At 44.1% G+C, this 19,874-nt stretch carries 19 protein-coding genes and 1 pseudogene; 9 read left to right on the top strand and 11 right to left on the bottom strand.

Annotated features, from left to right (window positions below; all coding sequences use genetic code 11):
* Nucleotides 1-36: 36 nt before the first annotated feature.
* The 3 genes from purU to BW947_RS02740 form a co-directional block, all read right to left on the bottom strand.
* Nucleotides 37-903: a formyltetrahydrofolate deformylase gene (gene purU / locus BW947_RS02730; RefSeq protein WP_083948130.1), complete on the bottom strand. Its 867-nt coding sequence runs from the start codon at nt 901-903 to the stop codon at nt 37-39.
* Nucleotides 904-1,089: 186 nt separating this feature from the next.
* Nucleotides 1,090-2,571 (bottom strand): PTS transporter subunit EIIC, encoded by a 1,482-nt coding sequence (locus BW947_RS02735; RefSeq protein ID WP_076496795.1) that lies wholly within the window; start codon nt 2,569-2,571, stop codon nt 1,090-1,092.
* Nucleotides 2,523-2,987, bottom strand: a complete 465-nt coding sequence (locus tag BW947_RS02740) for a flavodoxin (protein ID WP_076496796.1) — start codon at nt 2,985-2,987, stop codon at nt 2,523-2,525. The genes BW947_RS02735 and BW947_RS02740 overlap by 49 nt, the downstream gene beginning before the upstream one ends.
* 120 nt (nt 2,988-3,107) lie before the next feature.
* On the opposite strand from BW947_RS02740, the gene BW947_RS02745 reads away from it, so the two are divergent.
* Complete coding sequence (locus BW947_RS02745; protein WP_076496797.1) at nt 3,108-3,290, top strand: hypothetical protein; 183 nt, start codon at nt 3,108-3,110, stop codon at nt 3,288-3,290.
* Between the two features lie 137 nt (nt 3,291-3,427).
* On the opposite strand, the gene truC is transcribed toward BW947_RS02745, so the two are convergent.
* Entirely contained in the window at nt 3,428-4,270 is an 843-nt protein-coding gene (gene truC, locus BW947_RS02750) for a tRNA pseudouridine(65) synthase TruC (RefSeq protein WP_076496798.1), read from the bottom strand.
* A complete protein-coding gene (locus tag BW947_RS02755; RefSeq protein WP_076496799.1) occupies nt 4,257-4,577 on the bottom strand; it encodes a YqcC family protein in 321 nt (106 codons plus the stop codon). The genes truC and BW947_RS02755 overlap by 14 nt, the downstream gene beginning before the upstream one ends.
* A gap of 159 nt (nt 4,578-4,736) precedes the next feature.
* Between BW947_RS02755 and BW947_RS02760 the strand changes: the two genes are divergently transcribed.
* Together BW947_RS02760 and BW947_RS02765 are read left to right on the top strand one after the other, a co-directional pair.
* On the top strand, nt 4,737-5,750 hold the full coding sequence (locus BW947_RS02760; protein ID WP_076496800.1) for a DUF3549 family protein: 1,014 nt from the start codon (nt 4,737-4,739) through the stop codon (nt 5,748-5,750).
* A complete protein-coding gene (locus tag BW947_RS02765; protein ID WP_076496801.1) occupies nt 5,747-6,133 on the top strand; it encodes a DUF3301 domain-containing protein in 387 nt (128 codons plus the stop codon). The genes BW947_RS02760 and BW947_RS02765 overlap by 4 nt, the downstream gene beginning before the upstream one ends.
* 1,771 nt (nt 6,134-7,904) lie before the next feature.
* Here BW947_RS02765 and BW947_RS02770 read toward each other — a convergent pair.
* Nucleotides 7,905-8,243, bottom strand: a complete 339-nt coding sequence (locus BW947_RS02770; RefSeq protein WP_076496802.1) for an Mpo1-like protein — start codon at nt 8,241-8,243, stop codon at nt 7,905-7,907.
* The gene (locus BW947_RS02775; protein ID WP_076496803.1) at nt 8,236-8,874 is read right to left on the bottom strand and encodes a GNAT family N-acetyltransferase; all 639 of its coding nucleotides are present in this window, start codon (nt 8,872-8,874) and stop codon (nt 8,236-8,238) included. The genes BW947_RS02770 and BW947_RS02775 overlap by 8 nt, the downstream gene beginning before the upstream one ends.
* A 148-nt stretch (nt 8,875-9,022) precedes the next feature.
* Between BW947_RS02775 and BW947_RS02780 the strand changes: the two genes are divergently transcribed.
* Nucleotides 9,023-9,256, top strand: a complete 234-nt coding sequence (locus BW947_RS02780) for a DUF2789 domain-containing protein (RefSeq protein ID WP_076496804.1) — start codon at nt 9,023-9,025, stop codon at nt 9,254-9,256.
* A 12-nt stretch (nt 9,257-9,268) separates the two neighbouring features.
* Here the strand turns inward: BW947_RS02780 and BW947_RS19065 are convergent.
* Nucleotides 9,269-9,337, bottom strand: a pseudogene (locus tag BW947_RS19065) (hypothetical protein); the annotation flags it as partial.
* 491 nt (nt 9,338-9,828) lie between these two features.
* Between BW947_RS19065 and BW947_RS02790 the strand changes: the two are divergent.
* Together BW947_RS02790 and BW947_RS02795 are read left to right on the top strand one after the other, a co-directional pair.
* Nucleotides 9,829-10,212: a hypothetical protein gene (locus BW947_RS02790; RefSeq protein WP_076497067.1), complete on the top strand. Its 384-nt coding sequence runs from the start codon at nt 9,829-9,831 to the stop codon at nt 10,210-10,212.
* On the top strand, nt 10,212-10,985 hold the full coding sequence (locus BW947_RS02795; RefSeq protein ID WP_076496805.1) for a Zn-ribbon-containing protein: 774 nt from the start codon (nt 10,212-10,214) through the stop codon (nt 10,983-10,985). Before BW947_RS02790 ends, BW947_RS02795 begins: the two co-directional genes overlap by 1 nt.
* Before the next feature lie 88 nt (nt 10,986-11,073).
* Here BW947_RS02795 and syd read toward each other — a convergent pair whose 3' ends face one another.
* The gene (gene syd, locus BW947_RS02800) at nt 11,074-11,724 is read right to left on the bottom strand and encodes a SecY-interacting protein (protein WP_076496806.1); all 651 of its coding nucleotides are present in this window, start codon (nt 11,722-11,724) and stop codon (nt 11,074-11,076) included.
* 59 nt (nt 11,725-11,783) lie between these two features.
* Between syd and queF the strand changes: the two genes are divergently transcribed.
* Entirely contained in the window at nt 11,784-12,641 is an 858-nt protein-coding gene (queF, locus tag BW947_RS02805) for an NADPH-dependent 7-cyano-7-deazaguanine reductase QueF (RefSeq protein WP_076496807.1), read from the top strand.
* A 234-nt stretch (nt 12,642-12,875) separates the two neighbouring features.
* Here the strand turns inward: queF and BW947_RS02810 are convergent, their stop codons facing one another.
* Nucleotides 12,876-13,421 (bottom strand): hypothetical protein, encoded by a 546-nt coding sequence (locus BW947_RS02810; RefSeq protein ID WP_076496808.1) that lies wholly within the window; start codon nt 13,419-13,421, stop codon nt 12,876-12,878.
* A 180-nt stretch (nt 13,422-13,601) separates the two neighbouring features.
* Nucleotides 13,602-14,567, bottom strand: a complete 966-nt coding sequence (locus BW947_RS02815; RefSeq protein WP_083948125.1) for a 4'-phosphopantetheinyl transferase family protein — start codon at nt 14,565-14,567, stop codon at nt 13,602-13,604.
* A 505-nt stretch (nt 14,568-15,072) separates the two neighbouring features.
* Between BW947_RS02815 and BW947_RS02820 the strand changes: the two genes are divergently transcribed.
* Together BW947_RS02820 and BW947_RS02825 are read left to right on the top strand one after the other, a co-directional pair.
* Nucleotides 15,073-15,942, top strand: coding sequence for a DNA-binding protein (locus BW947_RS02820; protein ID WP_076496809.1), 870 nt, complete (start codon nt 15,073-15,075; stop codon nt 15,940-15,942).
* Nucleotides 15,939-19,874 (top strand): type I polyketide synthase (locus BW947_RS02825; protein ID WP_143562197.1); only part of this gene is annotated, 3,936 nt, incomplete at its 3' end. The genes BW947_RS02820 and BW947_RS02825, both read left to right, overlap by 4 nt.

A 19,874-nucleotide genomic window follows, 5' to 3' on the forward strand; every position in this document is an offset into this window, starting at 1 on the left:
GCCAAGATTTTGTCTTGGCATTTTTTATTTACCGCTTTAAAACACAACGGTCTTATTACCGTATACAACCACTTGTTCATTCAATACTAATTGCAGTGCTTTACTCAAGACGCTTTTTTCCACATCGCGCCCTGCTCGCGCCATTTCTAAGGCACTGTAGCTGTGATCGACGGGGATGACATCTTGTTTAATAATGGGGCCTTCATCGAGGCAGTTATTGACAAAATGCGCTGTCGCGCCAATGATTTTCACCCCACGTTCCCAAGCTTGTCGATAGGGCGCTGCGCCGATAAAGGCGGGTAAGAAGGAATGGTGAATATTGATAATTCGATTAGGATATTGCGCCACAAAATCAGGGGTTAACACCCGCATGTATTTAGCCAACACCAGATAATCAGGCTCGTATTGAGATACCGCGGCTAATAAGGCTTGCTCATGTTGAATTCTGTCTAAGCCTTCGTGGCTGACCAGATGAAAGGGAATATTAAATTTTTCGGTTAATTCACGTAGTGCGTCATGATTGCCCACTACTGCGGTAATTTCGACACTTAGGCCACCATAATAGGCTTTCATGAGTAAGTCGCCTAAACAGTGGGCTTCTTTTGTCACCAACACCACAATACGTTTTTTTCCAGCACTGACTAAGGTCATATGATTTTTCGCAGGCAGCACTTGTCGCAGATCCTGCAATAACTGTTCGCTGTTAAAAATGCCTTCTAATTCAGTACGCATAAAAAAGCGTCCTTGGGCATTGTCGACAAACTCACTATTTTTGATGATATTAAGCTTATGGTTAAAACAAACGCTGGTGATTTTAGCAATTAAGCCTTGGGCATCGGCACAATCTGTCAGTAAGATTTTACGGGTTATGGTTGGCGGAGTATTCGTCTGATTTTCGGTCATTTGTTGCAAAGTTGGATCTCCTATATTGTCCCTAGTTTGAGTTTGCCATAGCAATCCCCCACTGGCAGTATAAAAACCCTATAATGCGAGAATAAAAATAATATTTCAGAAGCTTAAATCAATAAAATGCAAAATTTAAGCTATTTATGTTGTAAAAATATAACTATTGCGGCGTCTGTTACTTCCTTAACCACGTGTATCTAAATAACGCTGTAATACTTTACGCAGGTTTTCTGCCTTCGTGCCATAAACCACCTGTACGCCTTTACCCATAACGATCACCCCTTTTGCCCCCAACTGACTCAAACGTACTTTATTGACTAACTCAGGTCGGTGCACACTTAGGCGCAAACGAGTCAAACAGGCATTAAGATCAACAATATTGTCACGCCCACCGAGCGCAGTAATAATCGCCCGCAGACTTTCTTTCGGTCCGTTATGATGAGGGTGCTCAAACCGGCCAGGCGTTTTTAAGTTAAAAGCCAAAATACTTATCCTAAACAGTAGGTAATATATCATTGCCGTTAACGGACCAAGGAAAATAAACCAGCTAATATTGCGGGATAATGGAAATAACAGCGTAAAGTCTACCAACCCTTGGGAAAATACAATACTGTGATGGATATCGAGCGTAATACAGACAAAATAAGCCAGCCCAGTGAGTAAGGCGTGAATGATAAATAAAATCGGCGCCACAAACATAAAAGCAAACTCGATAGGTTCAGTCACCCCTGTTAACCAACTCGCCGCCGCCGCTGACAACATAATACCGGCGACGCGATTACGCTCTGATTTATCAGCGCAGCGCCACATCGCTAAAGCCGCAGCTGGTAATCCCCACATTTTAATCAGATATCCACCGGCTAAATTACCTGCCTGCGGATCGCCCGCTAAATAGCGCGCAACTTCACCACGAACAATCTCATTCCCTAATAACTGATATTGGCCTACTTCTAAGTAAAAGGGCGCATTCCAAATATGATGCAGTCCAAGGGGAATAAGTAGCCGCTCTAACGCGCCGTACACGCCAAAGGCAATAGCTGGTTTTTGATAAACCGCCCAGTCAGATAAACGCTCAATTAACAATGCCAGTGGTGGCCACATATGGGCAAGCACGTACCCAAGTCCCATCGCTAAAGGAATAATCAATAAAGAGGCGCTGCGACGCCCCTCAAAAAATGAGAAAATCGCTGGTAAGCGAATATATTGGCTCCAATGCACGGCAAGGCAGGTAATACCGCCGAGTAACATGCCGCCGGCAATCCCAGTATCTAAGGTGTCCATTCCCAATAAAGACTGAGTTGGGAGTCGATACAAATCAGCGAGAGCGGCTAACGTCGCTGTCATGACCCCATAACCAAATACGGCTGTAAATGCAGCAATGCCCTGATCGCGGCAAAAACCGATGGCCACAGCAACCGCAAATAGCATCGGCATAATAGCAAAAATGAGTTTGCCTACTGCCAGCATAAGTACTGTCAGCTCATCGGGCATAAAGGGAATAGGGCTAACCGTTAAGCCAAGCATCACCCCAGCAGCGGGTAAAATGGCAATAGGAATAAGTAGCGCTTGACTTAAGCGCTGGGCAAATTTAAACCATTGCTGAGTGACGAATCTTCCTAAGCGGCGAGCTCGGATTTGACGATTTGATTCCAGCGTTCTAGCCATTTTATTGCTTCAACCTCAGGTTCCATGGTTTCACAGGCATCAATTTCAAATAATTCCACTAACGGTTTAGCACCAAGCTCAGTCAACAGAACATCAACTGATTTACCCGCACCACAAAAAGTCTCATAACCTGAGTCCCCCAGCGCTATAACGCTATATTTAAGCGCAGGCAAATAGGGAGCGTTAGTTTTAAGATGATGATACCAAGGTTGAATATCCTCAGGTAAATCTCCTTGGCCGGTTGTTGACGTGACAACGATTAATAATTCATCTTGCGGAGGAGTAAAATTTACGACCGCATCGGGTTGCCACAATGTCACATCATAACCTAGAGTTTTCAGCTCTTTTTCTAGGGTTTCAGCAGTAAATTGTGCGTTGCCGTACACTGTGCCAAACACCAGATTGACCTTTTTCATGATACACTCCACATTCTATTGCAAACCTTAATAGACTGACCTTACTTTATTGTTAAGTCTATGGGCAAGCTAAGGCGTAAATTTTTATAAATCAAGTCATTGAGCATGAGGAAATATCTGATGCGACAGTCTGCCCGGCAAAAACACCTCAAACAACACTACAAAACGATCCAAACTCGACGTAAAAATTATTTCCATTCCGCCCAACAAAATTTAGCATCGCGACTCGTATTAAGCTCAGGTTCTTCAACCTTGGCCGTGATGATGCCAGAAACTACGCAGACACCACAACACTCAGATTAATAAGTGTAATTCTTTTAAAACACCAGCTTGCACAGCGAAGCTAATGATTTCACAGCTTCACTGCGCGCTAATTTATCCAATTGCGGATAATAGGCTTAAATTGCCTTAATCAATACGACAGTGCCAACATTGACGGTTTATTTATCTTTGGCAATTAACAGTTCGGCTTGCTGGCTCAAGGTCATATCGTCCCAACCTAGCTCGGCAAATACGATTTCCCACAAAGGCTCAAGCTCGGTTTCAATATTAAGTCGAGTTTGAGTCACGGGATGAATAAAGGAGAGTTTTTTTGCGATAAGCCACAGACGATTAATGCCAAAATGCTCACGAAAAAATGCATTCTGCTTACCGTCTCCATGCGTAGTATCACCGAGGATAGGATGGCGTAAATGTGCCATATGTCTTCTTAGTTGATGCTTACGTCCCGTTTTAGGAGTCAAACGTACCAACGCAAAACGACTACTGGGATAACGGCCCGACGAATAAGGAATTTCAGTATTAAGAAGTGGCTGATAAGCCGTCACCGCTTCCTGCGCCGCTTTGTTAGGATCGGCATTTTTATCACCCAGCTCATCTAACTCAACCTTCAGCGCATAGTCTAAAATACCGCTCTCATGCATATTGCCGCGCACTAAGGCCAGATATTGCTTTTCAACCGTATGGGCAGCAAATTGCTCACAGAGCGCATTGGCCACTTCACTACTTTTCGCAAATAACAATACACCGGATGTCGGCCTATCAAGGCGATGTACGGGAAATACATGACACCCCACTAAATCACGGGTGAGCTGCATCGCAAAAAATCGTTCTCGACGGGCTAAATAGCTGCGGTGGACCAATAAACCTGCCGGTTTATGAATTGCCACTAGGTGCTCATCTTCATAGAGAATGTTAATCTCAGGCGCCAGTTCATCAGTATCATCTTGGGAGGCATTCATTGCATTTTCGGGCGTTTCAAGCCAGATATCATCTTGATTCATTTAACAACATATCCAATTCATTCAATACACTTATCAGGTTTTGCCGTAGGGGCATATTCAGCCAAACATGTTCAGCCATAGGCGCTATCGCAATTTGTGTTGGTAAAGGAGCTGCGGCATCAATTAAGTTTCGCATTTTAGGTAACAACACAAACTGTAGCCACTGCTCAAGGGGCATAAGATCGCAAGCAAAAGGCGCAGTGCTTGCCATCGCATCAAGAGACGGCGCTTGCTCAGACCAGAGATTGGCCTCTTGTAGCGCTTGGGTAAGCTGAGTTAATTTAGCTTGGGTTTGACGGTATAGCATACATTCAGATCCATTCTTATTTAGCCGTTATGATTGAGAAACTTTCCATAATTACAGGCCGAATAGGTCGATTAAAGTCCAGCAATTATACCATCCAGACGCGCTTCCCCCTATAATAGCGCCAATTTATTGAGCCTCTTTGATTGATATGGCAACCAAATGACTGAAATAACCACTTTAAGCCAATTTTTAACCACAGCCAAAACCCAGTTCCAAGTGTATGATCTTGGTCGTAGGGTACAACATATCGATATGCTCGCATTTCACCAAATTGAATCTCTTGCAACACCTTATCCTTATCCAACTCAGGGGCATGCACAATTTGCTATCGTCTTTTGGGATGCAAGCCAACAACATTTTATTTGGTTTCTAAAACTGGCATTAGATGAGCAAGGGTTACTGTCACCCGCGCCGCGCTCACAATTTATCGAAATGATATTAGCCGCATTAGGGCAAGACCCCACCCAGCCACTTAGCGATGAGCAGCAAGAACGACTTGCGCATAATCCGTTTAACTTCAAGCCAAGCCAGGAAAAACTCGCCGTATTTAATGCTCTTGTTCGTAAACAGCTCGGGCAACGCGCATCGTCGCAATACGAATTTGCGCTGCTATATCTGTCGGGCCAAGTTGCGCCAGCGCAATGGCAACATATTGGGATGCAAGGCATCGCCGATGTGTGCATCAGAGCAAATGAGTTAGATCATCAACAACACTTGGTATCGAGTTTTGATACGGGTGCAATCGAAGTTCAAATAGCCCTATGCCAATGTCTTGAGCATTTGTCTGTCAGCGACACGCTGGCCGATAAAATTCTTACAAAACTTCAAGATGCAGCCCCAGAACATCAAGCCTATTTCCTCCGAGCTCTAGCTTCTAGAGCCAAACACAGCCAACAGGCCTTCGAACATCTTCATCGCCAATCTTATTTAGATGCTAACACTTTAATTAGCATTGCCGGGCGTAACTGGTCGATATTAAAACACGATGCAAGTCGCAGTCTTTACTTAGAAGCTCTAGCACTACAGCCCCAAGCCTTTTTTAATCAGGTATTTGCTGATATTGTGGCTATTCCTAGTTTGCGCAATCAATTACTAAGCGAATTAAGAAATCCCAATCGAAGTGTTCAACTATCACAAGCCATCGGTGGTTTGTTTAAGGCAACGAATAAATGATGTCAGATCTACTGTTAATTATTGGCCTCGTCGTAATTGCCGCATTTTTCTGGCAATTACGCCAAATGGCAGAACTTAGCCGTGTTTTTGCTGAAAAAGAATGTTGGCGTCAAAAGGTACAATTATTAGCGATAGCAATGGAAACTGCCCGCCCGAGCGTTGGCGGCACCACAGGTATTTGTTGGAAAGCGAAATATTTATTTGAATTTAGTACAGATGGCATTAACCAATACTGTGGTCATATTTGGATGCAAGGCAAGAAAATTCAGAAAATAGAATGGCCTATCTTCCCTGAGCCAGAATGGCAAGAAGCGCCAACAGCGCAGGGCAAATTTGGCGGTTGTGGTACACAAAGCGGTTGTAGTTCAGGCAAGTGTCATTAAACTTTGATGAATAAATTGAACCCTTTGTAACTTAACTATCATTCGTCATTCGTCATTCGTCATTCGTCATTCGTCATTCGTCATTCGTCATTCGTCATTCGTGTTAGCAGATAACTCACATCAAAAATTAACAAGTAAAGGCGCGGCTATAAAGCCGCGCCTTTCTGTTCTCTGTTAAGCTATCCTGCTATTTTTGTGCTCCCTGCACCATCCATGCGTCAATCTGCATCCTGCTTCATCCCTGCTCAATCCTTGATATTCCTTGTACTTGCGTACGTCCCTATTTCTTGGTCATCCCATACCAAGCTTACTCATCCAGAGCGGTTCCATCATCATCCATGAAAAACAAGTGGTGCATCCATTCAATTTCATTCCATGTACTATTGCCATCCAGTGCAATGAGTCAATCAGTCCTTGCTCCCTTCCATGGCTGTTGACGCTGTTTCATCCTGAACAGCCTATATCCCTATCACTCCTTTAGTCACATTCCTTTGTCACTTCAATCATCCTTATCGCCAACATCCTGTTGCTCGTCATTCCTTGTACCAGATGAATTCTACGGCAATCACAAATTTACTCATCGAGGATTATTTAATAATGTTACCAACTATATAAAAACCAACATGGCCATTACACTATAACATTATGATAAATATGGAATATTAATTAATATAGCGCCATTATCAACCTAAGGACTTACAAATCACTTACGTGATTGTGAGAGATCTCTCACAAGAATAATGGCAATTAGAATGAAATTCATTCGTAGTTTAGTTTTGCCCCTCTGAAAATATTTTCCATAGCTTCCGTTTATCTATCGACATGAATAAAGCTTTCGGCAAATATTCAGCATTTACAGAAGGAGGGGCACTACAAAATGTATAAAATAATGCAGATAAAAAACACTACAACAAAAACCATAAGAGGCTTTTCATAATTCCGTGTCAGATTAAGGCTCACACTGTCCAGTATTGAGGGTAACAGTGCAAAACAGAATTAACCATATACAATCTACAATCGTAAAAATTAGCCAAAGAAAAGGGCGCAACATAGTGCGCCCCATTTATCCTTTGTAAGCCTTCCTGCTCGATTTGTGCTCCCTGCACCATCCATGCGTTTGTTTGCGTCCAGCATCATCCCTGTAATCCTTTTTTGTCCCTGTGTATCTAGCTTTCGCGAGATAACACTCAATCCTTTGACCTGTAAATCCGTTTACAGAGCCAGTCACTTCCTATGACGTTTCCCTATTGCATCCTGCAAAATTAGTTTTCCATAGATGAGTACAAGCTGTTCACCCTTATACCCCATCCTTGACTCGACACGTCCTGCATCGAGCTCATGCTTAATCCTTAAGCGTGTCCTTTTTCATCCTGATAATCATCATCCTGACAATTCAACTCGCTATCCCTAATAATCTTTGAAAAGCAACCTAGCTTTTCATTAGCCAGTCCTAGGCAGTTAACAGCTACCATGCTGTCGGCGATTTCAACCATGAAATCTAATTAATTTGTTGCGTCTTGCGTCCATTAAGCCTGTTTCGCTTTCCTTGCTATCCATTCATCTTGGCTATGAATGAATATTACGTTAACTTACACCTCTTTGTTCGGCTAAAAGAACACAATGCAAAACTTTAAGATATAACAATGGAGCGATTAAACCTTTATAAGTTGATTTAATTGGATATTAAGCCACTGAGAACAAAAAACAATCAAAAATAAAGCTAGATATCCTACAGTAGGTGTAAGCGATCTCTCACACGAAAGTGAGCACCTTACTTAACATCATTTTTTCTACCTAAAAAGTGCCAAATCATTTGAGCAAACATTACCCAATCAGCCATCAAGCTATAAAATGGATATTGAAATGTTGCGGGGCGATTTCTCTCAAATACAAAGTGTCCTATCCAAGCAAAACCATAACCAACCAATGGAACAAACCAACATAACCACCACGTTTGTGTAAATATCGTGATAGTAACCAGCAATAACACGATGCCACTACCAGCAAAGTGTAATTGTCGACAAATAGGGTTTTGGTGCTGTGATAAATAAAAAGGGTAAAAATCCGTGAAACTGCGATACAAACGAACTGAACGGTTCGAATTATGCATGCTGTTGGCCTGCATAAAATAACAACTGTCCATCGATACTGCCAATATTTAACTCGCCCAACGAAAAAAAGTCATGTTGGGTAAATAATTGCGTATGGCTCTCTTGTGTCACAAACACACCAATACCTTCGACGTCAGGCTGCTCATCACACCAACTCACAACCGCTTGAACTAAACGATGTCCAAGTCCTTTGTGCCGCTCATTAGATACCAGTGCGATAAACTGCAAAATGCCACAGTGATGATTGGGCAACAACTCAATAATACTCGACTCTTTTTTTATTAAAGCTTGTGTGGATTGCCAGCCAGTACCTAACAACATCTTTAAACGCCAATGCCAATAACGTCCTTCTCCTAAGGGGATTTTCTGGGTAACAACACAGGCTAAACCAACCAGCCTTTCACCGTTAAACAAACCAATGAGTGCTTGTTTTTGTTGCCATAAAGTATTGAGCTCTTCACGGATCGCAGCACGTAATTTTTGTTCATAAGCCGCTTTATCTGAGGAAAACAGTGATTCAATAAAAAAGGGGTCATCGTGATAAGCGTTATAAAGAATAGAAGCTGCAATACGTAAATCTTCCGCAGTCAAATAGACTGCTCGATAATTTTCCAAGGTCTGATTTTCCATTATTCGTATTCCTTGAATTAGCTCACACTTTTTACGAGTACCATTAATTTACCAAGGAAACAAAAAAGTGCAAATTTTAATCATAGATTGCATTTTTTAATCAGACGCTTACTCTAAACACTGGCAACATACTGAAAAGGAAATAATGATGGACACAACTCCAGTCGACTTAAGCCACTTATTCGAACAACTCGGTTTAGACAATAGCGATGAAGCTATAAAGCAGTTTATTGAAACCCATGAGATTGACCATCATATTCATCTAAATCAAGCACCCTTTTGGAACTCCGCACAAAAGAGTTTTCTAACTGAAGCCCTAGAAGCGGATGCTGAATGGACGCCACTTATTGAAAAATTAGATACTCGGCTGCGTAAATTATAAGGTTATTCGATTCTATTTTACCGTAAGCCGTTCACTCCAACCCACTAAGGCATTGTTTCTGTGCACGATAGGCGTGCATTCATCCTTAGTGGTTTTTCCATCGTTATTATTGCGCTGGGTACATAAAACAAGATTAAGGTTTGTTGATTAGAACCGCCTTTTTTAACTCTTTGTTGGATGTAAGCTTCACTAAAATCAGCAATACGTATTAAGTTCATCACTTGTTTCTGGGCATTACTAAGCTCATTTTGGATAAATTTATAAGATTTTCATCCTAAACGGCCTCCCAAGATTAACTGCAATTCCAGTCCGATTCTCCCTCCTCCATATTGACCACACTGCCACTAAGACCTAAGCTTGCAAGCCCTAAAAAGTGATAGCGATAAGTGCGTTATTCCATTTATGGCTAATCATGTAGCCTCTGTGTAATTATTTTTTTTGCTTAAAAATGATTATCACTGGACAACAAATAAAGCAAAAACAAACATAACACACTGTTTTTTTTATTAAATTAAAACTCAAGTGTCACTATGCAATTTGCTTAAATTATTAAAAAAGGAACTTTGCTAATGATGAGTCCTATCGACCAAGTATTAGCGGCTGCACGTTCGCTCGAAGCCAGCGGAAAAACACCCAGCCTAGCCTTAATTAAAACCCGCGTAAGCAGCCGCTTACCGCTGCCGATATTGATACAAGGTTTACAACAATTTAAATCAATGCCTAAGGCGGAGCGAGAACGTTTAACCGAGTTGCAAGCAACGTCCCCGACAGAAGAAGCCCCCATAACTCAGGACGCCATAACTCTTGTTACACTTGCTGAGCGCCTATTGACGCAACAGACATATTTTGACCGCTATGCCGAACAGCAAACAGCAGAAATAGTGCAACTAAAAAATGAGTTACTCAAACTTCAACAACGCATCAACCTACTAGAATCCCAAGGGAAAAAAGCTTAATGTTTGTCACTGAACTGCGCTTCGAATGTTTTGCCGACACGACTATTTCTGCAGCCGAAAAAGCCATTAATCAACTTCTCGAAGCCTATCGAGCCAACGGTCAAATCTTAGGGCGAGAATTTGCGGTCGCCTTTAATGATGGTGAATTTAGAGTGCGTTTGTTAATGCCAGAAAAAAACAGTTTGGCGCACAAATACCACAGCCCTTGGGTCAAAAAAGCGTTAACAGAATTAACTGAAGCCAAGCTACTGGCCCCACGAGAAAAGTTTATCGGTCAGGACATCAACTCTGAGGTCAGCAATACCCAAACCCCAAGCTGGCAGTTACTCTATACTAGCTTTGTGCATATGTGCTCACCCCTGCGCAGTGGCGATAATTTATTACCCATTCCCTTGTACCAAATTCCCGCCACCTTTAATGGCGATCATAAGCGCGTTATTCGTTGGCAGAGTGAATGGCAAGCCTGTGACGAGCTACAAATGGCGGCGGCGACAAAAGCTGAATTTGCCGCATTAGAGGAATTATCGAGTCCAGAGAGTGATTTATTTCGTCGAGGTTGGGATTTACGCGGTCGTATCGAATATCTCACTAAAATCCCGACCTATTACTATTTATATCGCGTTGGTGGCCAAGATCTTGCCTCTGAAATGACACGGGCTTGCCCACGTTGTCACAGTCAAGATTGGAAACTTGATGAACCACTGTTAGATATGTTTCATTTTCGCTGCGAGCCTTGTCGCATAGTGTCCAATCTGTCTTGGGATCATCAATAGCATCATAGTATCCCGCTGTAGAACTCAACCTAAGATAAGCCGTACTTAGCTTGAGTTCACTCTGATTGGTGAGCGTCGCTCACGCTAGCTAGCGTTTACCCATCAAGTTTTGCCACATTAGTTTAAAACGAGCGAAAATACCGGGATGCTCTAATGCCGGCATAGGTAATTCTTCATGCTTTACTGGCGGTGCTATACGTGGCGATAGCGCCTCAATAAATTCAGCTAAACTTGCCGATAATTGCTGCGAAGGCAACTCACCAGGTAGCTCTATCCATACACTGCCGTCATTGTTATCAATAGTGAGCATTTTATCGCCATCATCTAACAGGCCAATAAACCAAGTAGGTGGCTGCTTGAGCTTTTTTTTCATCATCAGATGGCCAATCAGGTTTTGCTGCAGGCAATCAAAATCGTTTTCATTCCATACTTGCAGCAACTCACCCGTACCCCATTTTGAGTCAAATAAGAGTGGTGCAGAGAAATATTGACCATAAAAGTGATTGATTTCTGGCCATAAAGTTAATTCTAGCGCATGCTCAACATTAGCGAAACTCCCTTCGACCTCGCGTTTAACAGGCTGCCAAAAAACCGCCTGTTCTAGTTCGGGTTGAAATTCGCCCTGAATACACACAGAAGGTTCACCCTGCGGGTAATAACGCGGTAGTTCACTTAAGCTCGTTAAGTAAGCTTTATGATAGTTTTGCAAAAATTTATCGAGTGCAGGCAGACAAGACACTTAAGCACAATCCAATTTCAGGTATAATGTATGCCTATTTTGACATGGAAACAGTATTGATGACACAGAATCACGATCCCTATAGTGATGCGCAAGCGCTTGCTGGCCTGACGTTAGGTAAAGCCACAGACTATCAAGCTGAATATGACGCGTCGCTGTTACAAGGGGTTCCACGCTCACTAAACCGTAACGCTATAGCACTCACGGAGACGCTACCATTTCATGGTGCCGATATCTGGACGGGTTATGAACTATCTTGGTTAAATACCAAAGGTAAGCCTATGGTGGCCATAGTAGAAGTGTATTTGAGCTATGAAAGCCTGAACCTGATTGAGTCAAAATCGTTTAAACTGTATCTCAATAGTTTTAATCAAACCAAGTTCGATAACATAGATTCACTGCAAAAAACGTTAACGCAAGACCTAGGGCAATGCGCCCAAGGTGATGTTAACATTAAGATTATCGAACCGAAAAACTTTGCTATTCAGCGAATCATTGAGTTACCAGGCACTTGTATTGACGATCTTGATATTGAAGTTAGTGATTATACTTTTAATCCTGATTATTTAGAAAACAGTACCGATGAGAAACAAATTGTTGCAGAAACGCTCAATTCTAATTTGCTAAAATCGAACTGCTTAATTACTTCGCAACCCGATTGGGGTAGCGTGATGATCCGCTACCAAGGGCCTAAAATCGATCGCGAGAAGCTACTGCGCTATTTGATTTCTTTTCGCCAACATAACGAGTTCCACGAGCAGTGTGTCGAGCGGATTTTTGTCGATCTAAAACGTTTTTGTCATTGCACTAAACTCACCGTTTATGCGCGTTATACTCGCCGTGGTGGTTTAGACATAAACCCGTATCGTAGCGATTTTGAGCAACCAGGTGAAAATCACAGGCTTGCGAGACAGTAAATCAAGATAACGTCAAAGGTTTACAGTAAAGTGGCTCGCTAAATAAAAGCCCAAACAGCCCTGAATTATCAGGGCTTTTTATTGCGTTAATATGTTAATAAACCGTGACAACCCCAAATTTGCCACGCGATTCAATAACGAAATAATGCTTCAACATAGGCTTATTTATCGAGAAAGATCACTCGTACTTAATAGGCACTACCTTAAAGGCGATTTGTTTACTGAAATAGAAATTTAATTTACTGAGGTGGACGTTGACTCTGTAGTTTTGCACTCAAGCAATAATTGCTGAAAATGTGCCCCTAAGTCTTGCTTGGCAAATTGTTCACTCGCGAGCGCCATTTGCTTAAGACTTTGTAATGCTTGCTCTAATCCCTGCTGTTCAATCAAACTCTTTGCATAAACGGCAGCATCGGCACCTTTTTGCAGAAGACTTGCAAGCTTTTCAAAACTCACGTCCTGCTCCATCACTTTCTGTAAATCACCTAACAGTTCAGCTACCTTAGCCGATTCCACTAGCGAGCCTTCAACATTAACTAATTTTCCAAGCGGATCCTGCACAAGCTTTTGCGTCACGCAGGCTGAAACTGTGCCTGCCGCAGCGCTTTGTGCCACAACATCTAATCCATTAGTACGAATTTGCTCAACCACTTGCTGCAATTGTGGATCTTGAGCTAACCAAGCCTGCTCTAATTGTTGTTTATCATCACTACCAAAATAGCCACAGCCAGACAGCAACCCCAGCATAGTCGTCGATAACACGCAGTTAATCCGTTTCATTGTGAGCCTCATTTATTGCATCCCAATGCAAAATATTATGGACGTGACTATACCCAGCAATGTTTAACCGAAGATGAATAAAACAGGCTAAAAAATAGATAAAGACAGAAAGAATCATGACTAAAAGGGCTATCACAACTTAGTGGTTAACGCAGTTTTTGTACGAATAAATCTCATGATTTACGCGCTGACGATTAAGCTCTCAATACTGCTTAGTTGCGCCGTTAACTTCACCGCAATAGCAACATTATTAGCATGGGCTAAGCTCACTGCAAAACGGTATTCGTTGGTCAAACGCCCAAAATATGTCTGCCAATATAGAACCTCAGTATCGGAGCTTTGTAGTGGGATATTAGGATAAATGCTGAGCATAGGCGCTATGTCATAGGACTGTCTCACTTCGGCATTTTGACCTGACAGCTTAAGTGATACGTTAGATAATTGCTCAAACGGCTTAAGCTCAAAGGCAAAAGATTTAAGCGACTGCGCTAAACCTAGGCCAGTGGCCTTAATATAGGACTCCTTTAGTGCCCATAAATCGAAAAAGCGTTGCCGCTGGCTCGATTCATCAGCTAGCGCTAGCAATGCTGTGGTTTCTTGGGATGAAAAATAGTGATTTAAAATGGGAAAAATATCCGTCTTTGGCCGCGACCTTTCAATATCAACGCCGAATAAAGCTGACTCAAGGCCATGAAACTGAGCTACACCAATCACCAGCCAATCGCCGCTATGACTTAAATTAAACTCAAGCCCCGTTTGTTGGCGTAATTGCGCCGTTAAGCTTGGCTTTCCCTTAGCACTATATTCAAAGCACCATTCTTTGGGTGATAAATCCGCATAGCAAGATAATACAGCTCGCAGCGCTGCTCTCACCTGCAATCCCTTCTTTTGCGCTTTGGGGTCGCGATAACGCGCAACCTTAGTGCGCTCATCATCACTTAACCAAGACTGGGCCAGCACGGTATGCAGCGATGACATCTCGCTAAACGGAATAAAAAATAGATCTACATTTACACTGCGTTCGCCCTTGCCCAATGTTTGAGCATCTGATACGACAGGGTTAGGCTTTTCAGTATTTTGCGGCTGATGCTCGGTCATATTTTGGCTTTGGGGAGCACACTCTGCAGCGTTATGATCTGGATTCATTCTTCATCTTAAATAGTGTTAACGACGTTTTAGAGTCACTTTAAATCGTATGATATTTTAATTGCATAATAAATAGTCGCACGATAGCGAAATTATCAGTTTAAGGGTGAGAAAATCTAGCGATAACATCAAATTCGTCACCAATAAAACCTAAGCAGCTTAAGCCAGTAGGGGCTATTTTACCCTGTAAACTCAAAAAAACAGTTTTCATCTACATTACAAATCTTACGCTAGATTTATCAAAGGATTAAAAGCTAAAAACCACAAACCAACATCTAACTGACCGCACAAAAAACAGGCTCAGCTCACAAAAGCCTACAATTCTCAGTCCCACATGATTGTATCGAACCCAAACCTCAGGTAACCTGCTTTCCCATTAAATGACACTGATGATAAGTGCTGAGCTGACAACAAGCGCCACCCTTTTCATAAAGACTGACTGTGGTAACTTCGTAAAAACCGCTTACCAGTCCCAATAGATTATGTCGGATGATAATTATTATTAATGGCAACTCACGACGCTCAATCTAAAACGCCGTCTTACGCTCCAAAGAGTACAACTCAAGCAGCGAAAAAAGGCAGTACACCTCGGCATCGCAACGCCACCACTACGCCAGAAATGCGGCTTTTTATTCAGCAATCGGATTTAAGCGTGAGCCAACTGGCAAAGATTTTAAATATCACCGAAGTTACCGTCCGTAAGTGGCGTAAACGCGAATCCATCAGCAACAGTTCAAACACTCCTCACCATCTCAACACCACACTCACGCCGATGGAAGAATATGTGGTGGTAGGACTGCGTTACCAGTTAAGGCTGACCTTAGATAGATTACTCAGCGTCACTCAAACTTATATTAACCCCAATGTGTCGCGCTCTGGTCTTGCCCGTTGCTTAAAGCGTTATGGCATATCACGACTCGATGAATTTGAAGCCCCACAAGTACCCGAACGCTATTTTAATCAATTGCCTGTGACTCAAGGCAGCGATATCCAAACCTATACGGTCAATCCAGAAACATTAGCCAAGGCGCTGGCACTGCCCAGTACCGACGGCGATACCGTGGTGCAAGTGGTGTCACTCACCATACCGCCGCAGCTCACGCAGCAAGCACCAAGCTCTGTGCTATTAGGCATAGACACGGCAAGTGATTGGATTTATCTCGATATTTATCAAGATAGTAACACCCAAGCGACCAATAGATATATCGCCTATGTCCTTAGACATGGGCCGTTTCATTTACGAAAGTTGCTCGTTCGCAACTATCACACTTTCTTAGCCCGTTTTCCCGGTGCCCATGGCACTCCAATGACAAGCGCGGCTGGATCCCAAAACAAGGTCACCGTATCCAGGTCGACCCGTGGAGACTCTTTATGAGCCATACCCCTTCTGTACCAAATTCTGCGACTGAGTCAAAAAAAGATAAACGACTCAACAAACGTTTGAAAGATATGCCCGTTGCCATCGTCGGCATGGCTAGTATCTTTGCCAACTCGCGTTATTTAAATAAATTTTGGGATTTGATCAGCGAAAAAATCGATGCCATTACTGACATCCCTGACACCCATTGGCGCGCCGAAGATTACTACGATGCAGACAAAAGCAAAGCCGATAAAAGCTACTGTAAACGCGGTGGTTTTTTGCCTGAAGTCGACTTTAATCCCATGGAGTTCGGTCTACCGCCCAATATTTTAGAGCTGACAGATACCTCACAACTGCTGTCGCTGATTGTCGCCAAAGAAGTGCTTGCCGATGCCAATCTGCCCACCGATTACGATCGCGATCGTATCGGCATCACGCTAGGCGTGGGCGGTGGTCAAAAAATCAGTCAGAGCTTGAACTCGCGCCTGCAATATCCAGTATTGAAAAAAGTATTCAAAAGCAGCGGCCTGAGCGATGAAGATAGCGAAATGCTGATCAAAAAGTTCCAAGACCAATATATCCACTGGGAAGAAAACTCTTTCCCAGGGTCCTTAGGCAACGTGATTGCAGGCCGTATCGCCAACCGTTTTGATTTTGGCGGCATGAACTGTGTAGTCGATGCTGCCTGCGCGGGCTCGCTTGCCGCTATGCGTATGGCGTTGACTGAACTGACCGAAGGTCGCAGCGACATGATGATCACCGGCGGCGTCTGTACCGACAACTCGCCATCCATGTACATGAGCTTCTCAAAAACGCCAGCCTTCACCACTAACGAAACCATTCAACCCTTTGATATCGATTCAAAAGGCATGATGATCGGCGAAGGTATTGGCATGGTCGCGCTTAAGCGCCTTGAAGATGCCGAGCGCGATGGCGACCGAATTTATGCCGTCATCAAAGGCGTTGGCGCCTCATCTGACGGTAAGTTTAAGAGTATTTATGCGCCGCGCCCTGAGGGCCAAGCTAAAGCACTCGAACGCGCTTACGACGATGCAGGTTTTGCACCGCACAGCATTGGCTTAGTTGAAGCCCATGGCACAGGTACTGCCGCGGGTGATGTGGCTGAATTTAATGGTTTAAAATCGGTATTTGCCCAAGGCAACGACACCAATCAGCATATCGCGTTAGGTTCAGTGAAATCCCAAGTGGGCCACACTAAATCAACTGCGGGCACTGCGGGGGTGATCAAAGCCGCGCTAGCGCTGCACCACAAGGTATTGCCTGCGACCATTAACGTTAGCAAGCCTAATCCAAAACTGAATATCGAAAGCTCACCATTCTATTTAAATACCGAAACTCGCCCATGGTTCCAGCGCGCCGATGCAACGCCGCGCCGTGCTGGTGTAAGCTCCTTTGGTTTTGGCGGCACCAACTTCCATCTTGTATTAGAAGAATACAAACCTGAGCATAGCCGTGACGAGCAATATCGTCAGCGCAGTGTGCCGCAGACACTATTGTTTGCCGCCGCCAATAAAGCCGCGCTGCTTAGCGAGTTAAAAGCTGCGCTGAGCCAAAGCGTGAACACGAGCGCAAACGCGAATAAGAGCAGCGCTGCGAGCCTGAACGCTATCGCTCAGCAATATCCGCTGCGCCCGCTGGCAGACACAGATGCCCGTTTAGGTTTTGTGGCTAAGGACATCCCACAGCTGCAAGCTCAGTTAAATCAATCGATTGCGCATTTAGAAACCAATGCAATTGAAGTGTGGCAATTACCTTCTGGTATCAGCTACCGCTCTCATGCCTTAGTGGCTAAGAATGAATCAAAGAAAGTAGCTGCCCTGTTTGCCGGTCAAGGTTCACAGTACCTGAACATGGGCCGCGAACTTGCCTGCCATTTCCCTGAAATGCGCCAACAAGTGATGGCCAGCGATAAGGTATTTGCTCACCACGGCCAAACGCCATTATCGAACATCCTTTATCCTATTCCGGCATTCGATGCCGATGCGGTGAAAGCCCAAGAAGCGGCGCTGACCAATACCCTGTTCGCCCAAAGCGCCATTGGCGCAATTTCAATGGCGCAATATTCGCTATTAACTCAGGCGGGATTTGCCCCCGATATGGTGGCAGGTCACAGCTTTGGTGAATTGTCAGCCCTTTGCGCGGCAGGCGTGATTTCCAATGAAGATTACGTCGAACTGGCCTTCGCCCGCGGGCACGCCATGGCGCAAGTGCCGAGCGATACCGCGAGTAAAGCCGCAGACACTGGAACTCAAACTGACTTAGGGACAATGTTCGCCATCATTCTTAAACAAAAGAATGACATCGATGCGCTCAATAGCTGTTTAGCCCAGTTTGATGGCGTTAAAATTGCCAACTACAACGCGCCGACACAATTAGTCATCGCAGGTGGCACAGAGCAAACTCAGCTGGCCGCTAAAGCCATTAGCGAACTGGGCTTTAAAGCGATTGCCCTGCCCGTCTCTGGCGCGTTCCATACCCCATTGATTGGACACGCACAAAAGCCATTTGCCAAAGCCATTGATAAAGCTAAATTCAGCGCACCTTCTGTCGCACTTTATGCCAACGGCACGGGTCAATTACACCCAAGCGATGGCAAAGCGATTAAAGCAGAATTCAAACAACACATGCTGCAATCGGTTCGCTTTAGCGAACAACTGCAGGCCATGTATGACGCTGGCGCCCGGGTGTTTGTTGAGTTTGGCCCTAAGAACATACTGCAAAAGTTAGTTGAAAATACCTTAGGTGAACACTTAAATGAGCTTTGCCTTGTCAGCATGAACCCGAATCCTAAGGGCGACAGTGACAGTCAATTACGCTTAGCCGCAGTTCAATTAGCCGTAGCCGGTGTGGCGTTAACTGAGGTTGACCCCTATCAAGCCGTCACGTCACAAGAGATTGGCGAACGTGAAGCACCATCAGCAATGAACATTAAACTCACTGCCACTAACCATATTAGTGCTGCGACCAAAGCGAAGATGGCCAAATCCCTCGCCACAGGCAGCGTGACTAGCCAAGTGCAATATGTGGATCGCATCGTTGAAACAATTCTCGAAAAAGAAGTCGAAAAAATTGTTGAGAAAGAAGTCGTCGTTGAAAAAATCGTAGATAAGGTTGTTGAAGTGGAAGCTATTAAAGTGGAAAAAATATCTCAGGGCATCGCGCAAGGCTTAAACAATAACGCACAACAAGCGTCTGCACCGTTAAGCTTAAGCACACCAAGCGTTAGCGGCGATGCGTTAACGGCATTTTTCAGCGCACAATCGCAAGCGGCGCAGTTACATCAGCAGTTTTTAGCTATCCCGCAGCAATATGGCGATACTTTCACGACACTGATGACAGCACAAGCACAAATGGCGAGCCAAGGCATTGCCATTCCAGAAAGCCTGCAACGCTCGATGGAAATGTTCCACCAGCATCAAGCGCAAACTCTGCAAAGCCATAGCGATTTTATGCAGCTACAAAGCAGTAGCAGCCAAGCGGCCTTGGCGATGTTAAATAATGCGCCGATTAACTTTACCCCTGCGGTTGCTCAGCCACGTCCTGTCGCACCAGCTCAAACGGTTCCAACGCCTGTTGCTACAACGACAGTGGCACACAATGGAGCACCAGTAGCTACTCAGGCTGTACTGACGAGACCAGCGGTTAGCACACCTGTTGCGCCTGTTGTACAAACAGCTCCTGCTGCGCCTGCGGTGACAGTACAAGTTGCACCAGTTTTAGTTGCACCTGCGGCGCCAGCAACGAGCAGTTTAAGTGCAGCCTTAGTACAACAAACCATGATGGCTGTGGTTGCCGATAAAACAGGCTACCCCACTGAAATGCTCGAACTTGGCATGGATATGGAAGCCGATCTTGGTATCGATTCCATCAAGCGCGTTGAAATCTTAGGCACAGTGCAAGACGAACTGCCGGGCTTACCTGAACTC

Source organism: Shewanella morhuae (assembly GCF_900156405.1).
Classification (GTDB): domain Bacteria; phylum Pseudomonadota; class Gammaproteobacteria; order Enterobacterales; family Shewanellaceae; genus Shewanella; species Shewanella morhuae.

Bases quoted from the DNA above. Each gene is read 5' to 3' on its own strand.
- BW947_RS02760 (WP_076496800.1), top strand. From the start codon at position 4,737: ATGACTGAAATAACCACTTTAAGCCAATTTTTAACCACAGCCAAAACC.
- BW947_RS02755 (WP_076496799.1), bottom strand. From the start codon at position 4,577: ATGCTATACCGTCAAACCCAAGCTAAATTAACTCAGCTTACCCAAGCG.
- BW947_RS02815 (WP_083948125.1), bottom strand. From the start codon at position 14,567: ATGAATCCAGATCATAACGCTGCAGAGTGTGCTCCCCAAAGCCAAAAT.
- BW947_RS02740 (WP_076496796.1), bottom strand. From the start codon at position 2,987: ATGAAAAAGGTCAATCTGGTGTTTGGCACAGTGTACGGCAACGCACAA.
- BW947_RS02765 (WP_076496801.1), top strand. From the start codon at position 5,747: ATGATGTCAGATCTACTGTTAATTATTGGCCTCGTCGTAATTGCCGCA.
- BW947_RS02735 (WP_076496795.1), bottom strand. From the start codon at position 2,571: ATGGCTAGAACGCTGGAATCAAATCGTCAAATCCGAGCTCGCCGCTTA.
- BW947_RS02810 (WP_076496808.1), bottom strand. From the start codon at position 13,421: ATGAAACGGATTAACTGCGTGTTATCGACGACTATGCTGGGGTTGCTG.
- BW947_RS02775 (WP_076496803.1), bottom strand. From the start codon at position 8,874: ATGGAAAATCAGACCTTGGAAAATTATCGAGCAGTCTATTTGACTGCG.
- BW947_RS02770 (WP_076496802.1), bottom strand. From the start codon at position 8,243: ATGCATAATTCGAACCGTTCAGTTCGTTTGTATCGCAGTTTCACGGAT.
- BW947_RS02820 (WP_076496809.1), top strand. From the start codon at position 15,073: ATGGCAACTCACGACGCTCAATCTAAAACGCCGTCTTACGCTCCAAAG.
- BW947_RS02780 (WP_076496804.1), top strand. From the start codon at position 9,023: ATGGACACAACTCCAGTCGACTTAAGCCACTTATTCGAACAACTCGGT.
- purU (WP_083948130.1), bottom strand. From the start codon at position 903: ATGACCGAAAATCAGACGAATACTCCGCCAACCATAACCCGTAAAATC.
- BW947_RS02790 (WP_076497067.1), top strand. From the start codon at position 9,829: ATGAGTCCTATCGACCAAGTATTAGCGGCTGCACGTTCGCTCGAAGCC.
- BW947_RS02795 (WP_076496805.1), top strand. From the start codon at position 10,212: ATGTTTGTCACTGAACTGCGCTTCGAATGTTTTGCCGACACGACTATT.
- queF (WP_076496807.1), top strand. From the start codon at position 11,784: ATGACACAGAATCACGATCCCTATAGTGATGCGCAAGCGCTTGCTGGC.
- BW947_RS02745 (WP_076496797.1), top strand. From the start codon at position 3,108: ATGCGACAGTCTGCCCGGCAAAAACACCTCAAACAACACTACAAAACG.
- truC (WP_076496798.1), bottom strand. From the start codon at position 4,270: ATGAATCAAGATGATATCTGGCTTGAAACGCCCGAAAATGCAATGAAT.